Genomic DNA, 19,269 nt, shown 5'->3' with positions numbered 1-19,269 from the left:
GCCGCTAGCGGTATGCTGCGGCAAAAAGCTGGTATAACCAGCTGATTTTGCTTCGACAAATCGAAGTTTACACCAGCGGTTTTGGCCAGAATCTTTGGCCCTTGACGCGATCTGCCGTCCGTGCAACTTCTTAAAGCACGAGCGGGTTTGCTCATCGGCAGGAATGCCGTTTCACATTGATGGCTATGTAGCCCTTGGCTCGCGGATGACTTCCGCGCCCAGGGGTTTTTTGCGTTTGGAGACAGGCCTTGACGACACATGCGAAAGCGACGGCGGACCTACGTCTGGCCTGCATCCAGTTCCAGCCGGCGATCGGCCGGCTGGACAAAAATCTCAAATCGATGGACCGATTGATCCGCCAGGCCGCCGGTCTCGGCGCATCTGTGGTGGTGCTGCCGGAGCTGGCCGACAGCGGCTATGTCTTCGACAGCCACGAAGAGCTTGCCGAGCTCGCAGCGCCCATTCCGGATGGGCGCAGCGCCACGCTGCTCTGTTCGCTGGCCAACGAGCTTGACCTCCATATCGTCAGCGGTCTTGCCGAGCGGGACGGCGACCGCTTCTTCAATGCAGCCATGCTGTGCGGGCCATCGGGTCCCATCGGCACCTACCGCAAGCTGCATTTGTGGAACCGCGAAAAACTCTACTTCCAGCCGGGCAATCTCGGCCTGCCGGTGTTCGACACCGCGATAGGCCGGATCGGCGTGGCGATCTGCTATGACGGCTGGTTCCCGGAGACCTATCGGCAGCTGGCGCTGAAGGGCGCCGAGCTGGTCTGCGTGCCGACCAACTGGGTGCCGATGCCGGCCCAGGGCAACCACCCGGAGCCGATGGCCAACATCCTGCACAAGGCCGCCGCCCACAGCAACGGCATCTACATCGCCTGCGCCGATCGTGTCGGCATCGAGCGCGGCCAGCCCTTTGTCGGCAGGAGCCTGATCGTCGGCCCGACCGGCTGGCCGATTGCTGGGCCGGCCAGCGAAGCCGACGAGGAAATCCTCATCGCCGCGATCAACCTCGGCGAGGTCGCCAAGGCGCGCGCGCTGAGTGAGCGCAACGACGCCATCGGCGACCGCCGCAGTGACGTCTACGGATAACCAAGAAGAAGCCGGCACCACCCGGTAAGATCAACCAGAGAAAGGGGAATACCATGAAGAACAGAGCAGTGATCCTTGCATTCGCCAGCGCCGCCCTGACCAGCGCCGCCTTCGCCGCGGACGGACCGATAAAGATCGGCATCCCGGTCGGTCTCTCTGGCGCCAACAGCGTCGTCGCGCCTTCGGTCGTCCAATCGGCGGAACTGGCCGTTGCCGAAATCAACGCTGCCGGCGGCGTGCTCGGGCGCCAGCTTGCGCTGGAGATCGCCGACGATGCCTCGGGTGCGGCGGGGGCGCAGAAGGCTTTCGATTCGCTGGTCTTCCAGAAGGAGGTCAACGCCGTCATCACCATGGAGACGAGTGCTGCCCGCAATGCCGGCCTGCCGATCATCTCGAAGGGCGACATACCCTACATCTACACCTCGTTCTACGAGGGCAAATCCTGCAAGGCCAACCTGTTCGTCAATGCCTGGGTGCCGGAGCAGCAGGTGCCGCCGATCGTCGACAATTTCATGAAGACGCATGGCGCCAAAAAATTCTTCCTGATCGGCTCGGATTACGCGTTCGGCCGCGGCATGCTGGAATTCGCCAGGGCTTATATCGAGAAGTCAGGCGCCAGTGTGGTCGGCGAGGAGTATCTGCCGATGGAAGGCAGCGACTGGACGGCCATCATCTCCAACCTGAAGAGTTCCGGCGCCGACGCGGTGATCACCTCGACCGCCGGCGGCGCGCCGAACGTCACCTTGACCAAGCAGTTGCGCGGCGCTGGTGTTACCATCCCCTATGGCAACCTCGCCGTCGACGAAGGGACCGCCAGGAGCATGGGTGCGGATGCTGCCGGCATCTTCATTTCCGCTTCCTATGTGACCAGCATCGGCATCGACGCCAACAAGGCCTTCCTTGCCGCCATCGAGAAGAAGTTCGGCGCCGACCTGCGCACCCCCAACGACCTCTCAGTGCCTGAATATGAAGGCATCTACCTCTACAAGGCCGCGGTCGAGAAAGCCGGGTCGACCGATACAGCCGCTGTGCTCGCAGCGCTTGCCGAGGTATCCTTCGTCGGCCCCCGCGGCACGGTGTCGATGAGCAAGCAGCACCACGCTCCGCTGACCATGTATCTCGGCCAGGTAAAGGCGGATGGCTCGGTGACCGTCGTCGACAAATTCGAAGGCGTCGACCCCGGGCAACAGTGCCCGAACCTGTAGTCGCGCCTCTGTTCGCAACGGGGCGGCCCTGAGCCGCCCCGTTCCACATCATCGAGGACCTGCCATGACGCTTCTCCTGGACATGGTGACGACGGCGGCGATCCTGTTCATCGTTGCCGCCGGCCTGCTTGCAATCTTCGGCGTGCTGAAGATCATCAATTTCGCCCACGGCGCCTGGCTGACGATCGGTGCCTATTGCGCGGTGGCGACGGCCGGCCTCGGGCTCAATCCCTGGGCAGCGCTGCCGATCGCCTTTGCCGTCGGCGCAATCTTTGGCGGCATCACGGAACTGGTGATCGTGCGGCCGCTCTATCGCCGGCCGCTAGACGCCATTCTGGCGACCTGGGGGCTGGGCATCGTCATCGGCCAGCTGATCACGCTGTGGTTCGGGCGCGACGTGCAATTCACCTCCAATCTCCTCTCGGGCACGGTCGATGTCTTCGGTGTCGGCTATTCGCTCTACCGGCTGTTCGCGGTGGCCGCCGCGCTGGTGATCGGGCTTGCCTTCACCCTTCTTCTCGAAGGCACGCGGCTCGGCCTGTCGGCGCAAGCGGTGATCATGAACGAGATGCTGGCCCGCGCGCTCGGCATCGACACCGCCCGCGTGCGGCTGGCCACCTTCATGGTCGGCACCGGACTGGCGGCACTTGCCGGCGTGCTGCTGACGCCGCTGACCAGCGTCGATCCGAATATGGGCGTCGCCTGGCTGATCGGCTCGTTCATGCTGGTCATGGTCGCCGGATCGTCCTTCTCGACGCTGGCCATCGCCTGCATTGTCTTCGGTGGCGCCCAGGTTCTGGTCAGCACCTTCGTCAGCCCCATTCTCGGCGGCATCACGGTGGCGGTCCTGTGCGCCCTGGTGTTGCGCATCAGCCCAAAGGGATTTGCCCGTGCCTGAAAACCGTTCCATCCCACCGAGGGTCTGGCTGTTTGCAGCCCTTGCGCTTGCGACCGCGGTCGTCGTCGTCATCGGACCTGCGCTGTTCGATCGCTTTACGCTCAACGTGCTGACCCGCTCGATGATCTACGCCATGCTGGCGGTGACCGTCGACATTCTGTGGGGCTACACCGGCATCCTGACCTTCGGCCAGGCGGCGTTCTTCGGCACCGGCGCCTATGCCAGTGCCATGGTGCTGAGCCATCTCGGCTCGACGCCCGCCCTTCTGGCGCTGGCGCTTGCCCTGGCAGTCATCGTCCCTGTGCTGCTCGGCGGTTTCGTCGGCTGGCTGTCGTTCGGCCATGGCTCGACACCGCTCTATGCCACGGTGATCTCGTTGGTGGTGCCGATCGTGGTGATGCAGCTGGTGTTTTCGGGCGGAGTGTGGACCGGATCGAGCAGCGGACTGGTCGGCTATTCCGGCCTGCCGCTCGGCCTGCCGGGTTATTTCCGGCTCACCGGCATCTGCCTGATCGTCACTACAGTCGTCGCCCAGGTCTTCACCCGCTCCGATGCGGGCAAGCTGCTTGTCGCCATTCGCGACAATGAAGCGCGCTGCGCCTATCTCGGCCTCGACCCGCAGCGCCTCAAGATCGTGCTGACGGCGCTGCTGGCCGGCGTCGCCGGCATTGCTGGCTTCCTCTATGCCAATGCCTCCGGCGTGGTGGCGCCGGAAAACACCGGCTTCGTCTTCGGCACCGAGATCGTCATCTGGACCGCCCTTGGCGGCCGCGGCACCATTATCGGGCCGGTCATGGGTGCGATCGGCATCGATTATCTCAGCGCCCAGCTGTCCGGCGATCTGCCCTTCCTGTGGAACCTGGTCGTCGGAACCCTGTTCGTGGTCATGATCATCCTGTTGCCGAACGGGTTGGCGCAACTGGCCAGAATGGCCCTGCCGCGCCGCAATCGGCAGCAGGCCAACGCCGCCGGCAGCCCGGCCATCACCGTCGCGCCGGCCGGGAACGGCAGCACCGGCGACAACCGCGTGCTCTCCGTCAGCGGCCTCGGCAAATCCTTCGGCAGCCTGCAGGTTCTGCAAGACATCGACCTCGACGTGAGCCCCGGCGAACTGGTCAGCCTCGTCGGCCCCAATGGCGCCGGCAAGACGACGCTGATGCGCTGCCTCAGCGACGGCACCGAGGCCACCACCGGAAGCGTCAGCATCGCCGGCCAGAACATCGATGGCATGACCCCGGACAAAATCGTGACGCTCGGCGTCGGCCGAAAATTCCAGGTGGCGAGCGTCTTCGACAGCCTGACCGTCGCCGACTGCCTGCGCACGGCACGCGCCTCGCGCCAGGCGCCGAGCCTGCTGCGCCGCTCCGCCACGCTTGGACTGCCGGCAGCCGCCGCCGATATTTTGCGCTCCACCGGGCTCGACCGTATGCTCGGCCAGCCGGTGTCGCTCTTGTCGCATGGGCAGAAACAGAGCCTTGAGCTCGCCATGGTGGTTGCGCTCGAGCCAAAACTCATCCTGCTCGATGAACCGACGGCCGGACTGACCAACGTCGAGCGTACCACCATTGGTGCCACGCTGCAGAAGCTGACGGGGGAGCTTGGCTTTGCCGCCATCCTGGTCGAGCACGATCTCGATTTCGTCCGCGACATCTCGACCAGGATCGTCGTTCTCCACCAGGGCAAGCTTGTCCTTGACGGCAGCGTCGCCGACGTCGTCAATTCCGAAACGGTCAGGACGATCTATTCGGGAGCCGCCCATGCTTGAGACCAGAGAGGCCAGAACCACCTTGCCGAAACTCTCGCTGTCGAACGTTTCGAGCGGCTATGGGCCGGTTGCCGTCATCGAGGCGCTGTCGCTTTCCATCGCGCCTGGGCAGATTTTTGCGCTGATGGGCAAGAACGGCATGGGCAAGACCACGGTGCTCAAAACCATTTTAGGCTTCGTGGCGCTGCGTTCGGGCGACATCAGCCTTGATGGGGCGTCGATTTCAGGCGTTTCCCAGGCCTCGCTGATCGCATCGGGCGTCGGCTATGCGCCACAGGAGCAGGCCCTGTTCCAGGATCTCAGCGTGCGCGACAATTTGCGGCTCGCCCTGCGTTCGGATCGCGGCTTTGCGCAAGCGGTAGAGCGGGTCTACGGGCATTTTCCGTTCCTGCGCGAGCGCCTGTCGCAACGCGCCGGAACGCTGTCCGGCGGCGAGCAGAAGATGCTCATCCTCGGCCGTGCGCTGATGCTGCAGCCGAAGCTGCTTTTGATCGACGAGATTTCCGAAGGCCTGCAGCCCTCCGTCGTCGAACGCATCGCCACAGCTCTCAAGGAAGAACGCCGGGCCAACGGCACGACGATCCTGATCGTCGAGCAGAACCTGCCCTTCGCGCTTGGCATCGCCGACAACTGGGCGGTGCTAAAACTTGGCCATATCGACGATGCTGGGGATGTAACCGAGGGAACGGCGAGCCGAGTTCTTCAGCATCTGAAGATCTAAGCCGTATCCGGCCCAGATACTCCAAACCCATTCGTTCCCCTGCACTGCGACGCTGTGGCCGGCGATTTGCAGAAGGAAGCTCGCGGCGACGGAATGTCCGAACCGGCAACCAAGACAATATCCGGGTCAGGGTGCATTCCGACTTTTCAGTCTGGAGATCCGAGTGTCGCCCAGGCCAGCTTCTCGACGAAGCAAGCGGAGTGCAGCAATGTCCGCTTCTAGCTATTTGTAACCTAAAGCTGCCGGCCCGCTGTCGGCCCCAGAGCGGCGACCCGCACCGTTTCTCCTTCGGCCGATCAAGGCCGAGGAGAACTCAAATGGGCCATTCTCAGTTCGATGATGCTAGCCGGGAGCGCGCAGCTTGTAACGCTGGAAAGAAGGTGGGAACCAAGCGTCCGCTCACGCAGAAACAGATCTGGGCCGTCCGCTTCTTCCTCGATCGCGAGCGCCGTATTCGTGACCGTGCGCTGTTCGATCTTGCGATCGACAGCAAGCTTCGCGGCTGCGACCTGGTTAAGATCTGGCAACGAGATTCGGCGGCAACGCGCCTGATGTCGGGCAGAGATCTTCGCCTCGCCTTTTCCCGGAAGCAGACATTGCCGGAGACCATACGGGTAGGTCGAAGTCGCTTCAGAACCAGAAACAAACGACAATAGCTTAGATACGGCTGGGCTTGCGGTGCAAGTCAGCCCATTCGCCGGGAGCTCATCGCCGACTAAAGGACGGTCAAGCGGCTTTCATGGCGTTGCAGATTTCTTCGACCAGCATGGCGGCCGAAATCGAGCCCGGGTCCGGGTGGCCCAAAGAACGCTCGCCGAGACGTGCGGCGCGGCCGACGGTTGCGACCATGTTGCGTGTCGCTTCTGCTCCCTGTCGGGCAGCCGTGACTATGGCATCAGCATTCTGACCATCGAGTGCGGCATCGGCGGCCGGTCCCCAGGCATCGAGCATCGTCTTCTGGCCGGGTTCCGCCTTGCCACGCTGGACGATGCCGTCGCGCATCGCCGCAATGATGGTCCGCAGTTCGCCATTCGGCATTGATCCGCGCGGACCTGCGGCCTTGCCGGCGCGCAGAAGGGCGGTCGCATAGAGTGGCCCTGAGGACGCGCCGACTGCGTTGAGAAAGCCTTTGGCGGCGGCATTGAAGACGTCCTGCAGCGTGCCCTCGGTAGCCTGGGCCGCATCGGCCGCGGCTTTCATGCCTTGTTCCATGGCAATACCGTGGTCGGCGTCCCCAATGACCCCGTCAAGGGCGCAGAGCCTGTCGCGCTCAGTTGCCATCCGCGCAGAGATGGTGCCGAAAAGAATTTTCAAATCCGCGGTCGTAAACTCCATCTCGCTCAACTCCGGAACATGGCGCAGTCGCAGGGATGGTCGATCATGCGCTGCAATTCGTCATCGAGATGCATGATGGTAATCGACGCGCCGGCCATGTCGAGCGACGTGCAATAGGAGCCGACAAGCGTCTTGTGGACCGCCAGTCCGGCAGACTTCAAGCGCTCCGCGATCCGCGCGTTCAGGATATAGAGTTCCATCAGAGGCGTCGCGCCGAGCGAGTTGACCAGCACCGCGACACGATCGCCGGCCGGCGCCTTCATTTCCGCCAGGATGGCGTCCATGATTTCGTCGGCCACATCGTTGGCCTGACGCAACGGCCCGCGCCGCACGCCAGGCTCGCCATGAATGCCCATGCCGATCTCCATCTCGCCAACGGGAAGATCGAAGCTTGGCTTCCGCGTCTGCGGCAGTGAACAGGACGAGAGCGCCACGCCCATGGTGAAGGTGCGGTCGTTGGCGTGGCGGGCGATTCGCTCCACCTCGTCCAACGGCATCATCATGTCGGCGGCAGCACCAGCGGCCTTGAAGATGAACACGTTGCCGGCCACGCCGCGGCGCTTTTGCCGCTGGTCGCGCGGCGCCGACGCGATGTCGTCGGTGGTCAGCACCGTGCGTGCCTCAATGCCTTCCATCTCCAGCAATTCGGCAGCCATGTCGAAGTTCATCACGTCGCCGGCATAGTTGCCATACATGAACAGGACACCTGCACCGCCGCTCGCAGCCATCGCCGCGTCGACCGCCGGCTGCGGAGGGGGCGAGGCGAAGACGTTGCCGATCGCTGCGGCATCCGCCAGTCCCTTGCCCACATAGCCCAGGAAGGTCGGCTCATGGCCTGAGCCGCCGCCGATGACCAGCGCCACCTTCCCGGTACGCGGACCGTGTTTGGCGACGACCGCGCGCGGCGCGCTGTCCGGACGCCAGAGATGCTCGGGATGCGCGGCCATGATGCCAAGCAGCATTTCGTCGACCGCCGCATTGCCGTCATTGATCAGCTTCTGCGTCAGGCTCATTCGCACCTCCCTGCATCGTCGTCGGTCGTCAGACTAAAGCATGTCTCCCGAAAGTGGGAACCGGTTTCGGGACAAGGCATGTGTAAAATCAAAAAGCTAAAGCGCACGGAGCGAATCCGAGGACGCGACGCGCTTTGGAGCGTTTCGCGGCTGCGGGGAAACGGCCTTTTTCTGATACGGCCAACGGCCGCGAACGCAAGAGTATCGAACGTTCAGCGGGCGTTGTATTTGGCGTCGATCTGGTCGATGGCGGCGACATTGCCGGCCGACCGTCCTTTCGGATCGAATGTCTCCTTGAGGAAGGCATCGGCGATCGACTTTGCCAGTTCAGGTCCGATCACGCGCGCGCCCATGGTGATGATCTGGGCATTGTTCGACAGCGCGGCGCGTTCGGCGGAATAGGTGTCATGGGTGAGTGCCGCGCGGATGCCCGGCACCTTGTTGGCCGAGATGCAGACGCCAATCCCCGTGCCGCAGATCAGGATGGCGCGGTCATATTTGCCGCCCAGCAGGTCGCTCGCAACCCGTTCGGACAGATTGGCGTAGAAGGGGTCAGGACCGTCCTCGGTGCGCGACACTTCCGACACCTCGTGCTTGTCCTTCAGGTAATCGGCCAGAATCTTGGCCAGGCCTTCGCCGGCGCTATCGCCTGCTACCGCGAGCTTCATGATCGTCTCCTTCTAGAGTTTGGCCGCGCATCTGGACAGGATGTCGAGATAGCCCTCGACGGCCCATGCAGCGCGTCCGATGAACAACCCGTCGATATGCGGGCATGCGATGAGTTCGGCGCAATTGTCCGGGTTGACCGAACCGCCATAGAGGCAAGGGATGCGCAGGCCCAGCACATCCTCTGCGGTGGCGATGATCTCCGCCTGGCGGGCGTCGGCGTAGTCCGAGGTTGCCGGAATGCCGTTGATGCCGATCGCCCAGACCGGCTCGTAGGCGAGCAGGATCGGCGCGGTCTTCTGCGCGGCGCCGAGCCCGGAGAGTGCGCCGCGCACCTGCCTGGCAAGCACCTCGCTGGCAAGGCCGGCCTCGCGCTCGGCCAATGTCTCGCCGACGCAGATCAGCGGAATGAGGCCGTGGCGCGTCGCGGCTTCCGTCTTGAGGCCCACGGTTTCGTCGGTCTCGCCGAAATGCTCACGGCGCTCGGAATGGCCGAGCTCGACGATATCAAGATCGCAATCCCGCAGCATCACCGGCGAGATCTCGCCGGTCCATGCCCCTTCGTCGGCCCAATGCATGTTCTGCGCGCCGACTTTCACGGACGTATCCTCAAGCATCGCCTTGACCTCGCGCGCGGCGGTGAAGGGCGGGATGACGAAGCGTTGGATGCGCGGATCGCCTTGCGGATCGGCAAGCAGCCCGCCGGCGAAGGCCTGCGCCTCGGCAAGCGTCTTGTTCATCTTCCAACTCGTGCCGATCCAGATTTGAGGCATCTGTGTCATTGGTCAGTCCTTTGGCGGCGATCCGAATGCGGGCGGGTGCGGCATGGCGCTGTCACGCGCCGGAACCGTCGCGGATGGCCAGGAAATAACGGTCGGTTCCGACCTGCCCGCCTTTCAGCGCGACCTCCAGCCCGTCGATTGCGGCGATGCTGGAGTGGGCGACGCAGAGCGGCGAGCCGGGCGACGCCGGCAGCGGCATCCTGACCGTCAGCGCATCGACTCCCATCTGCCCGAGTGCATGGCTGGAGGTATCGCCGCCGGCGATGATCACGCGCTTTAACTGATGCGCAATGGTGAGTTCGCGCAGCAATTCGCCAAGGCCGCGGCCGAGCTTGTGGCGCGCGCCTTCCTGGCGGTCGATCTCGGCGCCGCGATCGGCGGCAGGGCCGAGCGCGGTGTAGAGGATGACGCTTCGACCCGCTTCGAGGCTGGTCCTGCCGGCGGCGATCGCCTGCGCGATCGCCTTGCCGGAATGCTCCGAGACAAGCTCGACCGGGTCGACCTCGATGCCGTCGAAACCGTCGCTCATCGCATGCCGGATCTGCCGCTCCGTCGTCGGCGAGCAACTGCCCGACACCACAGCGATGCGCCCGGCGGCGCCCGGTGCGGGAAAATCTGTGCCGGCGCCCGAAACCGTGCTCGCCCATTCGGCAAGCAGCGCATATTCGATGCCGGAGGAGCCGACGACGAAATATCCGCCCGGCTTGCGGGCACGCCAGATCTCCTTGCCGGCCAGCGCCTGGGTCTCGGGGCTGTCGACATCGATCAACACGATTGCGGCGCCTTCGGCGGCCAGCCTGTCGAACGTCTCCGCTCGCGCGGTCGAGCGCAGCGTCGCCAGATCGAGCAATCCGGAGGCAAGCCCGGTCTGTCGTGACAGGTGGACGAGCAGGTCGGATTCGTTCATTGGCGTCGCGGGGTGCCGGCTCATCACCGGGTGTCGGTCGATGCGATAATATCTGTTGCGATACGCGGCGAACAAATGGCCGAACGCGGTGTAGCGTTTGAGCTGCGGCGCACCGACCACCAGCGGCACGCTTTCTTGAGCGAAGACCGAGCGGCCGATCTCGATCGCCCTGCCGATGCTGCCGATCGTCGGGCTGGAATCGAAGGTCGAGCAGACCTTGTAGTGACAGAGTTCGGCTTGAAGCGCTTTCAGCCAGACGAAAGCATCCTTGAGATGCGTGTCCATCCATTGCGGGGATTCGCTTCGGCTGGTGCCGGCGAGCCCGACGGCGCGACAATGGGCGAAACGCTGAAGCAGGCCGGCATCCGGCTTGCGTATGAAAAGCACGGTCGGCACGCCGCCGAGTTCCAGCGCCTCCATCACGTCGGTCGAGCCAGTGAGGTCGTCGCCGTAGTAGCTGAGGAGCAGGTCCTGCATGCTCAGGCCGCCTTGCCGTCGGCGAATTTCTCGATCGAGCGCGCCAGTTCCACATGGGCTTTGGCAAATTCCGTCAGCGGAATGCCCTCGACCGCTGCATGCCAGGCCTGCAGCACGGCGCGCACGCCGGCGCCCGGTCCGTCCGGATGGCTGACGATACCGCCGCCGCAGAGGTAAAGCAGGTCGATCGTGCGCCCTGTGCGTCGATAGGTTTCCGGCGCCTGTCCACCCCATTGGCCGGAGCAGGCCACAGGCAGCGCGCAATCCTCAGGCGAAAACACCGGCGTCGTCACCGCCTCGAAAGAGCGGATGAAGGAGTCATCCGGCTCCCAGTATTTCGAGCCGATGCCATTGATCTGGAACTGATCGACGCCCAGCAGCCGCCAGAACTGCTGCCAAACCTTGAAATCCATGCCGAGGCCGGGGTGGCGGGTCAGGATGTCCCAGCCATTGCGATGCGCATGCAGCGCCAACCCGGAACGCTTCCTGAGGAAAGCCATGCCGCCGAAGCCGATGGAGTTGATGTTAACCACCGCGCAATTGCCGCCGGCCTCGAGCACCAGATCGTGGTTGCGCATCATCTGGTCCGGATCGGCATGCGAGATGCCAAAGGCATACATCACCTTCTTGCCGGTCTTCTGCTCGTGGTCGAGGATCAGCGGCATGATCGCCTTCACGCGTTCCGGCAGCGGCGAATAGGCCGGGCTCATCAGCTTCTCGTCGTCCTTGATGAAGTCGACGCCGGCCCCGATCAGCTCGCCCACGATTTCAGCCGTCTCATGCGGCCTCAAACCAAGCGCCGGTTTGACGATGGTGCCGATGATCGGGCGGCCTTCGACGCCGGTCAGCCTGCGACTGCCGGAGATACCGAATTGCGGGCCGGGATGGGCGCCCTTGAATTCTTCCGGCAGCTTCATGTCGATGACCCGGACACCGGACAGGCCCCTGATCGAATAGGTGCCGCCGATCGCAATCGTCATCAGTGCCGCGAGATCGGTGCCGATCGCGTCCAAGGGGAAGGCGATGTCGACATCGGCACGCTTGAAGGGACCGCTGCCGGCCTCGGGAATGGAAGGTTGCGCCGTATCCGGCAGATGACGGATCGCCAGCACGCGCGCCGCCACGCGCGCCTTCAACTCCTCGGTTTCACCCGGCAGCGCGACGAAGGTGCCGGTCGACTGGTCGCTAGCGATCTTAGCCGCCAGTCCCTCGATGCTCCCCGAGGTCTCGATGCGATAGGTGAGGGTGATCATGGCCGGCAATACCCATTCGAAATGCCTGGAAAAGAATTCCCTGAGTCCAAAATCTGGTATAATGAGTACATAAGCATTGCAAGCAATATCCTGGCTGGCGCGGCGCCAAAGGACGATGGACATTCCGCAAATTGCGGTCACGGTGCTAGATTGGAAGCAGGGCCAAGGGAGTGATTCGCGGCGATGAACCGTTCGGAACCGATCGTCCGACGCAAGCTTTCCGATGAAGTCTTTGCCAGGCTGAAGCGGCTGATCACTAGCGGTGAATTGCAGCCGGGCGATGACATGCCGTCCGAGCGCGAACTGATGGAGCGCTTCGAGGTCGGCCGGCCGGCGATTCGTGAAGCGATGCAGGCACTGAGCAATATGGGCCTGGTCGCCATCTCGCATGGCGAGCGTGCCAAGGTACTGCAGCTCACCGCCAAATCGATCATCAAGCAGGTCGACGGCGCGGCCAAGATCATTCTGTCGTCATCGAAAGACACGCTGGAGCATCTAAAGAGTGCGCGCATCTTCTTCGAGCGCGGCATGGTCAAGGAAGCGGCGGAGAAGGCCACGCCCGAGGACGTTCAGCGGCTCAGGGCAACCGTCGCCGAGCAACGTGGCGCGCGCGGCGATGCCGAGGCCTTCATCTCCGCCGACATGAAGTTTCACACCCAGATCGCGGCGATCTCGGGCAATCCGATCTATGTCGCGGTCAGCGAGGCGATGCTCGGCTGGCTGAAGGAATACCACACGGAAATGCTGATCTGGACCGGCAAGGAAAAGTTCACGCTGACCGAGCACGAGGAGATCATCGGCCGCATCGAGAAGAAGGATGCCGACGGCGCCGAGAAGGCGATGATCAAGCATCTCGAGCGCTCGCGCGCCCTGTATGTGATGAACTCCGAGAAGTAGCTTCAGCCGATCCTGGCTACGGCATAGGCGGCCATTGCCAGGGGCCCCGAAACCGCGCCTGGAGCAAGCCTGCGCGCTCCCGCTCCATCCCAGATCGTAACCGGACCCGCCGCTCCGCCCGCGAGCGCCGAGGCGTCGACGGTCACATCATCCGATGTGACGTTCGCCAGCCAGACCGTGATGGCGCCGGCTGGTGAGCGGCCCGCCAGAACGGCCACGCGATCGTCGCTCACGCGCATGGCAATTTGCGAATGACCAGCCAGTGCGACCAGGCCCTGCAACACGTGGAAGACCGGTCGCGGCTTTCCCTCCTCGGCGGGCTCGCCGGTTGTCGCCAGCACACCGAATGGCCCGGTGAAGCCGGAGAGCGTCAGCATCTCCAACCTGGCCGGCGCGACGCGCGCGGCGTAGCCGATCGTCCACGCGGCGGCGAACAAGCCGGCATGACGCGGATCGCGATTGGCCATTGCGATGCGCTGGCCGTTTGGATTGTCCTTGGTGGCGCCGCCATAAGGATTCTGCCGCATGGCGATCGTCGACGGGCCGATGCGATAAGGCTTCGCCCCATAGATCGACCTTGTCGACTGAGTGATGAAAGGCAGCGCCTCCAGCGACTGCATGACACTGAGATCGTCCGCCGCGTGCACGATCGGACAGGTGCAATGGGTGATGAAATCGAGCTGGCCGGCGGGAACGCGCTTGCGGTTGAGCTCGGTGAAATAGCTGAACATGCCGCCGCCGAGACGGATGTCCGGGAAGGCGCGCCGCGCGGCGCCATAGACGTCCTCCAGCGGCGGACAGGCCGGCCACGCGCTGCCCGGCGGTGTCGACTGCCGGTCGACAGACGGCGAGACCGCGACGGCATCGAGCCGTAGGCCGGCCCGGCGCACCATGTCGGCGACACCGGAGAGCTCGGCGTCGAGATCGCCGGCGCAGGCGACCACGCATTCGAGCGTTGTGGAGGCCGGGTATGCTGCGGCGAGCCTGGCATAAGCCTGCAAGGCGTCCCGGCCGTGGCCGCGTGTCGAATCGTAATGGAGGAGGAGCTGCTGTGGGCCAAGCTTCTTGAGCAGCGGAAGGTTGCCCAATGCCGCTTCGACATCTTCCGGATAAATGACCAGGCCGACATCGGGCAGCTTCGCGCCGGTCTCGCCTGGTTCGATGCGGACCGGCTCGGCGCCGATCGCCTTGGCAGTCTCCTTGGAGCCACCGGTGATGCGCAGGCCGATCGTCTGTCGCATCGGCTGGCCGGCCGGCAGCATATAGGGCCATGGCAGAGCGAGCGGCCGCACATAGGTCTTGTAGGAGGCATCCGACCAGTTACGCTGGTCTTCCATCTCGAAAATGTCGCCTTCCATCAGGCATTCGGCGCTAACGCCCGGCCGCACCTGATGAGTGATGGCGCGCATGTCTTTGAAAGGCTGCCAGGGGTCGATCAGCAGCGGCAGCTTGGTATTTACGATGGTGCCGTCCGTGTGCTCGACCTTCACCGGGCTGCCGGCGAGGCCGGCGATCGGATGCAGGATGCAGAAACCGCAACGGTTGGTCTCGAAATCGCTCTGGGGCAGGGCGGTAACATCGAAGCTGAGCCGGCCATCCGCATGGCCGTCGATCGCGGCTTGGAAGCCGAGCCTGCTTCCGTCCGGCCCCTCGCAGCTTGCCGAGTAGCGCACCCAGAAATGGTCGTCCTTCTGTTCGATGGCCAGATCCGCCAGCGCAGGTTCATAAGTGCCCCAGTCACGGTCGCGCACGATATAGGCGATGGCGCGCAGCACCTCGGTGCCGGCGTGGCGAATGGTGCGCAGATTGCCGTTGACGAAATCGGCGCTAAGCGGTCCTGCGCTGAGCCTGACAGGCTCGGCTTCGACCGCGTGCGTCCCGTAGAGCAGGAACGGATCAGCGGTCATTTGAGCAGCTCGTTGATCCGTACCGGTTGCCGGCTGGCCGCACCGGCATAGGCGGCCTCGACCAGCGCGAATGTCTTGAGGTTATCGGCGCCGCAGGTGGCGGGTTCCTTGCCAGCGGCAAGGCAGTCCACCCAGTGCTTCTGGATCGCCGCGACGCTTTCCTGGATGTTGTGCCACGGCCGCGACGCCCAGGAAAGCAGCGGCGGCGAGACGTCGGTGACGCTGGTGCCGCTCCTGCCGGTGACCGTCAGGCGGTAGCCCTGCGCCAGGCGGATCGTGCCGTCCGTCCCGTCAAGCTCGATCAGTGTCTCCGGGAACGGCTCGGTGGCAAGCTTCGTCGCATAGCTGCAATCGACCACGGAGGTTGCGCCGCCCTCATGATCCATCAGCATCGTCGCCACGTCTTCGCCGGCGATGGCTGGATTGACGCGCGCAGTACGCGCCGTGAGGCTCAATACGTCGCCGAGCAGGAAGCGTGCGATGTCGAGGATGTGGATGCCGAGATCCTCGATGATGAAGCGCTTGCCCGTTGCTAGATAAGGCTGACCGGAAAACACATCATAGGCCGAGCGGAACGAGATGCGCCCGAAGAACGGCCTGCCGATCTCACCGCTGTCGACAACCGCGCGCGCCGCCTGGATCGGCGACTGCCAGCGGAAGTTCTCGTGCACCATCAGCGGCACGCCGGCATCCGCGCAGGCTTTCACCATGGCCTTGGCGTCGGCCAGCGACGGCGCAAACGGCTTCTGACAGATCACGGGCACGCGGTTGGCCGCAGCCATCTCAACCAGCGGCCGATGGCTGCCGACGGTGGTGGCGATGTCGACGAAGTCGAGCGTCTCGCCGGCAAACATCACGGCCGCATCGCCATAGCGCCGCTCGATGCCGAACTGGTCGCCGACGATCCGTAGTCGCTCGGGGTCGCGATCGCAGATGGCGACGATCGAGGTGCCGTCTATATCGCGCCAGCCATGCATCTGGTTGACGGCGAAGAAGCCGCAGCCGATCAGCGCTCCACGCAACTCAGCCATGCTCAACCCACCTTCGCCATCTGCATCAATGTCACGCGGCTCTGCAGCCGGCGCTGCGCCTGGTCGACAACGACGGCGACGATAATGACGAGACCCTTGATCACCATCTGCCAAAACGAGCTCACCCCCATCATCACCAGCCCATCGGAAAGGATGCCGATGACGAAGGCGCCGACGATGGTGCCGCCGATCGTGCCGCGGCCGCCCGACATCGAGGTGCCGCCAAGCACCGCCGCCGCAATGGCGTTGAGCTCGAAGCTTTCGCCCGTGGCCGGATGCGAGGCCATCAGCTCGGACGAGATGATGAGGCCGACGATCGCCGCGCAGAGGCCGGAGAACATGTAGACGAACATCTTCACCATATTGACCCGCACCCCCGAGATCCGCGCGGCGCGCTCGTTGCCGCCGACCGCGAAGATGTGGCGGCCGAGCGGCGTATAGCGGGCGAGATAGGCCGCTCCCAGCGCCACCACTACCAGTATCCAGATCGAGACCGGCAGGCCGAACAGTTTGCCGGCGCCGAGATAACCGAAGCCGGTGGTGCCGAGCTCCGGCTTGCCGACGAGGTTGGGGAAGGTACGGCCGTCCGACGACAAGAGCGCCAGTCCGCGCGCGACATAGAGCGTGCCGAGCGTGGCGATGAAGGGCGCGACGTTGAGCCTGGTGATCAGTAGCCCGTTGACGGCGCCGATCAGGATGCCGACGCCAAGCGTGATCAGCGCGATCTCGATGACGTTGAAATAGACGGTGTAGCCGATCTGCAAGTCGATGCCGTTGAGCACCAGATAGCCGGCAACCATGCCGCACAGGCCGACGATCGAGCCGACCGACAGGTCGATGCCGCCAGTGATGATGACAAAGGTCATGCCCATGGCGAGGAAAGCATTGAGCGCCACGTGCTTGGCCATCAGGATGAGGTTGCCCGCCGAGAGGAAATTCGGCGCCGCGATCGAGAAGAACACCAGCACGGCGATCAGGGCGATGAAGGTCCGGAGCTTCATCAGCGTCAAAAGCATGGAGCCGCTCGACACGGATGGCGCGGCAGCCTTGGCTGGGATGTCGGTCATCGGGTTTGCTCTCCGTGTACGGGGCCATGGCCAAGCGCTGATGCGGCGACGATCGCCGCTTCCGTCGCCTCGGCGCGGTTGAACATTCCCGTCAATTTTCCGTTGCTCATCACCGCGATGCGGTCGGACAATGCCATCACCTCGTCGAGGTCCGAAGTGGCGAAGAGGATTCCCAGGCCGTCGCGCGAAAGCTTGCGCATCGTGCGGAAGACATCGGCCTTGGCGCCTACATCGATGCCGCGGCTGGGCTCGTCCATCAAAAGCACTTTCGGTCCGGTGAGCAGCGCCTTGCCGATCACAACCTTCTGCTGGTTGCCGCCGGACAGTGATGACACCTCCTGCGCCGGGTCGGCCACCTTGATCGCCAGCTCGCGCACCATCTGCGTGACAGCCTGCTTCTCGGCGCCGCCGCGAATGTGGAACAGGCTGACGAAGCGCGACAGGCTGGCCAAGGTTAGGTTGCTGGCGACGGACAGGATCGACACCAGGCCCTCGCGCTGACGATCTTCCGGGATCAGCGCCAGGCCGCGCCGGATGCGCCGCGTCGTGTCGCGCTCCTTGACCGGCTTGCCGTCGATGAAGATCCTGCCGCTGGCTTGGCCGTGGCGACCCATGATGCAGTCGAACAGTTCGCTGCGCCCGGCGCCCATCAGGCCGTAGATGCCTAGGATCTCGCCGGCGCGCAGCGACAGGGAGACATGGTCGACCGCCAATCCGCCGGTGACGCGCGGCAGGCAGATCTCCTCGGCGCGGAAGATCTCCTCGCCCGGCTGATGACCATCGGCCTTGGCGAAATCCTTGGCGTCGGAGCCAATCATCTGCCGCACGATCCACTGCGTGTCGACGTTCTTCATCTCCTCCTGGCCGGTGATGCGGCCGTCGCGCAGCACGGTGATGTAGTCGCCAATGCGGATCAGCTCTTCCAGCCGGTGCGAGATGTAGACGATGGCGACTCCGCGCGCCTTGAGATCGGCGATCACCTTGAACAGGATCTCGACCTCGGCCGCACTCAGCGCCGAGGTCGGCTCGTCCATGATCAGGACGCGCGCGTCGAGCGAAACCGCCTTGGCGATCTCGACCAGCTGCTGCTGGCCGATGCGCAGATCCTCGACCGGCATGTCCGGCCGGATGCCGGCTTCGAGTTGTTCGAGGAACTCGGCAGCGCGCCGCTCCTGCGCCTTATGGTCGATCTTGCGGAAGCAGTTGGTCAGCTCGCGGGTGGCGAAGATATTCTCGGCGACTGTGAGGTTGCCGAACAGGTTCAGTTCCTGGAACACCATGCCGATGCCGCGGCCGACTGCATCTCCCGAGGACGAGAACGAAACCTCGTTGCCGTCGAGCAGGATTCGGCCGGCGGTTGGCCGTTCAACGCCGGCGATGATCTTCATCAGCGTCGACTTGCCGGCGCCGTTCTCGCCGACCAGCACGTTGACGGCGCCCTTGCGCACCTCGAAATTGGCGTGCTTGACCGCCACGGTGCCGGCATAGACCTTGGAGATGTCTTCCAGCTTGAGTATGACGTCGTGATCGGAGCTCATGACTTCGGCCCGATCTCGGCCTCCGCCGGCGTCACCAGCGGCAGGTTCTGGCTGCTTTCGATCGTGTAGGCGCCGAGCACCTTCGCGGTCCGGCCCTCGAGTGTATCACGCGGCAGCTTGGACAGCACGGTCTTGTCGGCATGGGCATTGAAGGCCTTGCCGAACTGGGCGAAGTCGATCTGGTTGGTGAAGTCGTTGAACTGCACGAAGTCCAGGCTGTCGCGAAGTGCAGTGCCGCGCATCGCCGGCCCGATCTGCACACGCGCATCCGCTTTGCCGTCGCCATCGACGTCGACATCGATGGTCGCCGCGCGCGATTGCGTGTTGGCGGCGACGATCTTGCCTTCGACCCGAACCGCGAAAGTCCATGGCGAATTCGCCTGCTTCTTCGCATTGCCGTATCTGGCGCCGGCGGCGACTTGATCGGTCTTGGCCAGCGCATGGACCTCTGCGAACGGTCCTGCCTTCTGCTGCAAATAGGGAATGACCTTCGAGACCCAGATGTCCTCGACCATCTTGTCGGGATTGAAGGCCGTACTGTTGGCGCTATCGCCGCCTTGCGCCGACAGTGTCGGCAGGATCTTGCAGGCGCTAATGCTGAGACCAACGAGCGCGGCAACGGTCAGCCCAAGGGTGAGCCAGGTCAACTTGTTCGGCATGGCGTTCGAAAGACACCCGGATAGTGAAAATGGAGGCGAGGGACGAACGCGTTC

18 protein-coding genes are annotated in these 19,269 nt (G+C 64.0%); 7 read left to right on the top strand and 11 right to left on the bottom strand.

The window, feature by feature from the left end; all coding sequences use genetic code 11:
• Window positions 1-248: 248 nt before the first annotated feature.
• The 6 genes from LB538_RS19955 to LB538_RS29365 all read left to right on the top strand — a co-directional run bounded on the left by LB538_RS19955 (window position 249) and on the right by LB538_RS29365 (window position 6,339).
• The gene (locus LB538_RS19955; RefSeq protein ID WP_224528632.1) at window positions 249-1,094 is read left to right on the top strand and encodes a nitrilase family protein; all 846 of its coding nucleotides are present in this window, start codon (window positions 249-251) and stop codon (window positions 1,092-1,094) included.
• A gap of 53 nt (window positions 1,095-1,147) precedes the next feature.
• Window positions 1,148-2,299, top strand: coding sequence for a substrate-binding protein (locus LB538_RS19950; RefSeq protein WP_224528630.1), 1,152 nt, complete (start codon window positions 1,148-1,150; stop codon window positions 2,297-2,299).
• Window positions 2,300-2,363: 64 nt separating this feature from the next.
• On the top strand, window positions 2,364-3,197 hold the full coding sequence (locus LB538_RS19945) for a branched-chain amino acid ABC transporter permease (protein ID WP_224528628.1): 834 nt from the start codon (window positions 2,364-2,366) through the stop codon (window positions 3,195-3,197).
• The gene (locus LB538_RS19940; protein WP_224528626.1) at window positions 3,184-4,962 is read left to right on the top strand and encodes an ABC transporter permease subunit; all 1,779 of its coding nucleotides are present in this window, start codon (window positions 3,184-3,186) and stop codon (window positions 4,960-4,962) included. The genes LB538_RS19945 and LB538_RS19940 overlap by 14 nt, the downstream gene beginning before the upstream one ends.
• Window positions 4,955-5,683, top strand: a complete 729-nt coding sequence (locus tag LB538_RS19935) for an ABC transporter ATP-binding protein (protein WP_224528624.1) — start codon at window positions 4,955-4,957, stop codon at window positions 5,681-5,683. Before LB538_RS19940 ends, LB538_RS19935 begins: the two co-directional genes overlap by 8 nt.
• 317 nt (window positions 5,684-6,000) lie before the next feature.
• Window positions 6,001-6,339 (top strand): integrase, encoded by a 339-nt coding sequence (locus LB538_RS29365; RefSeq protein ID WP_411909040.1) that lies wholly within the window; start codon window positions 6,001-6,003, stop codon window positions 6,337-6,339.
• Between the two features lie 70 nt (window positions 6,340-6,409).
• Here the strand turns inward: LB538_RS29365 and dhaL are convergent, their stop codons facing one another.
• The 6 genes from dhaL to oiaX form a co-directional block, all read right to left on the bottom strand.
• Complete coding sequence (gene dhaL / locus LB538_RS19925) at window positions 6,410-7,018, bottom strand: dihydroxyacetone kinase subunit DhaL (protein WP_224528983.1); 609 nt, start codon at window positions 7,016-7,018, stop codon at window positions 6,410-6,412.
• 5 nt (window positions 7,019-7,023) lie between these two features.
• On the bottom strand, window positions 7,024-8,031 hold the full coding sequence (locus tag LB538_RS19920) for a dihydroxyacetone kinase subunit DhaK (RefSeq protein WP_224528622.1): 1,008 nt from the start codon (window positions 8,029-8,031) through the stop codon (window positions 7,024-7,026).
• A 212-nt stretch (window positions 8,032-8,243) separates the two neighbouring features.
• On the bottom strand, window positions 8,244-8,699 hold the full coding sequence (locus tag LB538_RS19915) for an RpiB/LacA/LacB family sugar-phosphate isomerase (protein ID WP_224528619.1): 456 nt from the start codon (window positions 8,697-8,699) through the stop codon (window positions 8,244-8,246).
• A 12-nt stretch (window positions 8,700-8,711) separates the two neighbouring features.
• Window positions 8,712-9,479 carry a triose-phosphate isomerase gene (locus LB538_RS19910; RefSeq protein WP_224528617.1) on the bottom strand — a complete coding sequence of 256 codons (768 nt, stop codon included), beginning with the start codon at window positions 9,477-9,479 and terminating at the stop codon, window positions 8,712-8,714.
• Between the two features lie 52 nt (window positions 9,480-9,531).
• Window positions 9,532-10,863, bottom strand: a complete 1,332-nt coding sequence (locus LB538_RS19905) for a four-carbon acid sugar kinase family protein (protein WP_224528607.1) — start codon at window positions 10,861-10,863, stop codon at window positions 9,532-9,534.
• 2 nt (window positions 10,864-10,865) lie between these two features.
• A complete protein-coding gene (gene oiaX / locus LB538_RS19900) occupies window positions 10,866-12,116 on the bottom strand; it encodes a 3-oxo-isoapionate-4-phosphate decarboxylase OiaX (protein WP_224528604.1) in 1,251 nt (416 codons plus the stop codon).
• Window positions 12,117-12,299: 183 nt separating this feature from the next.
• Between oiaX and LB538_RS19895 the strand changes: the two genes are divergently transcribed.
• A complete protein-coding gene (locus LB538_RS19895) occupies window positions 12,300-13,013 on the top strand; it encodes a transcriptional regulator NanR (RefSeq protein ID WP_224528602.1) in 714 nt (237 codons plus the stop codon).
• A 2-nt stretch (window positions 13,014-13,015) separates the two neighbouring features.
• On the opposite strand, the gene LB538_RS19890 is transcribed toward LB538_RS19895, so the two are convergent.
• Genes LB538_RS19890 through LB538_RS19870 form a run of 5 tightly spaced genes read right to left on the bottom strand, consistent with a single transcriptional unit; the run spans window position 13,016 to window position 19,215 of the window.
• Window positions 13,016-14,920, bottom strand: coding sequence for a hypothetical protein (locus LB538_RS19890; RefSeq protein ID WP_224528601.1), 1,905 nt, complete (start codon window positions 14,918-14,920; stop codon window positions 13,016-13,018).
• A complete protein-coding gene (locus tag LB538_RS19885; RefSeq protein ID WP_224528599.1) occupies window positions 14,917-15,951 on the bottom strand; it encodes a Gfo/Idh/MocA family protein in 1,035 nt (344 codons plus the stop codon). The genes LB538_RS19890 and LB538_RS19885 overlap by 4 nt, the downstream gene beginning before the upstream one ends.
• A gap of 2 nt (window positions 15,952-15,953) precedes the next feature.
• Window positions 15,954-17,018, bottom strand: a complete 1,065-nt coding sequence (locus LB538_RS19880; RefSeq protein WP_224528597.1) for an ABC transporter permease — start codon at window positions 17,016-17,018, stop codon at window positions 15,954-15,956.
• Complete coding sequence (locus tag LB538_RS19875) at window positions 17,015-18,556, bottom strand: sugar ABC transporter ATP-binding protein (protein WP_224528595.1); 1,542 nt, start codon at window positions 18,554-18,556, stop codon at window positions 17,015-17,017. Before LB538_RS19875 ends, LB538_RS19880 begins: the two co-directional genes overlap by 4 nt.
• On the bottom strand, window positions 18,553-19,215 hold the full coding sequence (locus LB538_RS19870; RefSeq protein WP_224528592.1) for a DUF2291 family protein: 663 nt from the start codon (window positions 19,213-19,215) through the stop codon (window positions 18,553-18,555). The genes LB538_RS19875 and LB538_RS19870 overlap by 4 nt, the downstream gene beginning before the upstream one ends.
• Window positions 19,216-19,269 lie beyond the last annotated feature (54 nt).

Source organism: Mesorhizobium sp. Ca11, from assembly GCF_020165275.1.
GTDB lineage: Bacteria > Pseudomonadota > Alphaproteobacteria > Rhizobiales > Rhizobiaceae > Mesorhizobium.
The sequence above is the reverse complement of the archived record's forward strand: the minus strand, read 5'-3'. Positions and strand labels throughout refer to the sequence as shown.

Excerpts from the sequence above, each read along its gene's own strand:
- LB538_RS19950 (WP_224528630.1), top strand. The coding sequence starts at position 1,148 with ATGAAGAACAGAGCAGTGATCCTTGCATTCGCCAGCGCCGCCCTGACC.
- LB538_RS19945 (WP_224528628.1), top strand. The coding sequence starts at position 2,364 with ATGACGCTTCTCCTGGACATGGTGACGACGGCGGCGATCCTGTTCATC.
- LB538_RS19935 (WP_224528624.1), top strand. The coding sequence starts at position 4,955 with ATGCTTGAGACCAGAGAGGCCAGAACCACCTTGCCGAAACTCTCGCTG.
- LB538_RS29365 (WP_411909040.1), top strand. The coding sequence starts at position 6,001 with ATGGGCCATTCTCAGTTCGATGATGCTAGCCGGGAGCGCGCAGCTTGT.
- dhaL (WP_224528983.1), bottom strand. The coding sequence starts at position 7,018 with ATGGAGTTTACGACCGCGGATTTGAAAATTCTTTTCGGCACCATCTCT.
- LB538_RS19920 (WP_224528622.1), bottom strand. The coding sequence starts at position 8,031 with ATGAGCCTGACGCAGAAGCTGATCAATGACGGCAATGCGGCGGTCGAC.
- LB538_RS19915 (WP_224528619.1), bottom strand. The coding sequence starts at position 8,699 with ATGAAGCTCGCGGTAGCAGGCGATAGCGCCGGCGAAGGCCTGGCCAAG.
- LB538_RS19910 (WP_224528617.1), bottom strand. The coding sequence starts at position 9,479 with ATGACACAGATGCCTCAAATCTGGATCGGCACGAGTTGGAAGATGAAC.
- LB538_RS19905 (WP_224528607.1), bottom strand. The coding sequence starts at position 10,863 with ATGCAGGACCTGCTCCTCAGCTACTACGGCGACGACCTCACTGGCTCG.
- oiaX (WP_224528604.1), bottom strand. The coding sequence starts at position 12,116 with ATGATCACCCTCACCTATCGCATCGAGACCTCGGGGAGCATCGAGGGA.
- LB538_RS19895 (WP_224528602.1), top strand. The coding sequence starts at position 12,300 with ATGAACCGTTCGGAACCGATCGTCCGACGCAAGCTTTCCGATGAAGTC.
- LB538_RS19890 (WP_224528601.1), bottom strand. The coding sequence starts at position 14,920 with ATGACCGCTGATCCGTTCCTGCTCTACGGGACGCACGCGGTCGAAGCC.
- LB538_RS19885 (WP_224528599.1), bottom strand. The coding sequence starts at position 15,951 with ATGGCTGAGTTGCGTGGAGCGCTGATCGGCTGCGGCTTCTTCGCCGTC.
- LB538_RS19880 (WP_224528597.1), bottom strand. The coding sequence starts at position 17,018 with ATGACCGACATCCCAGCCAAGGCTGCCGCGCCATCCGTGTCGAGCGGC.
- LB538_RS19875 (WP_224528595.1), bottom strand. The coding sequence starts at position 18,556 with ATGAGCTCCGATCACGACGTCATACTCAAGCTGGAAGACATCTCCAAG.
- LB538_RS19870 (WP_224528592.1), bottom strand. The coding sequence starts at position 19,215 with ATGCCGAACAAGTTGACCTGGCTCACCCTTGGGCTGACCGTTGCCGCG.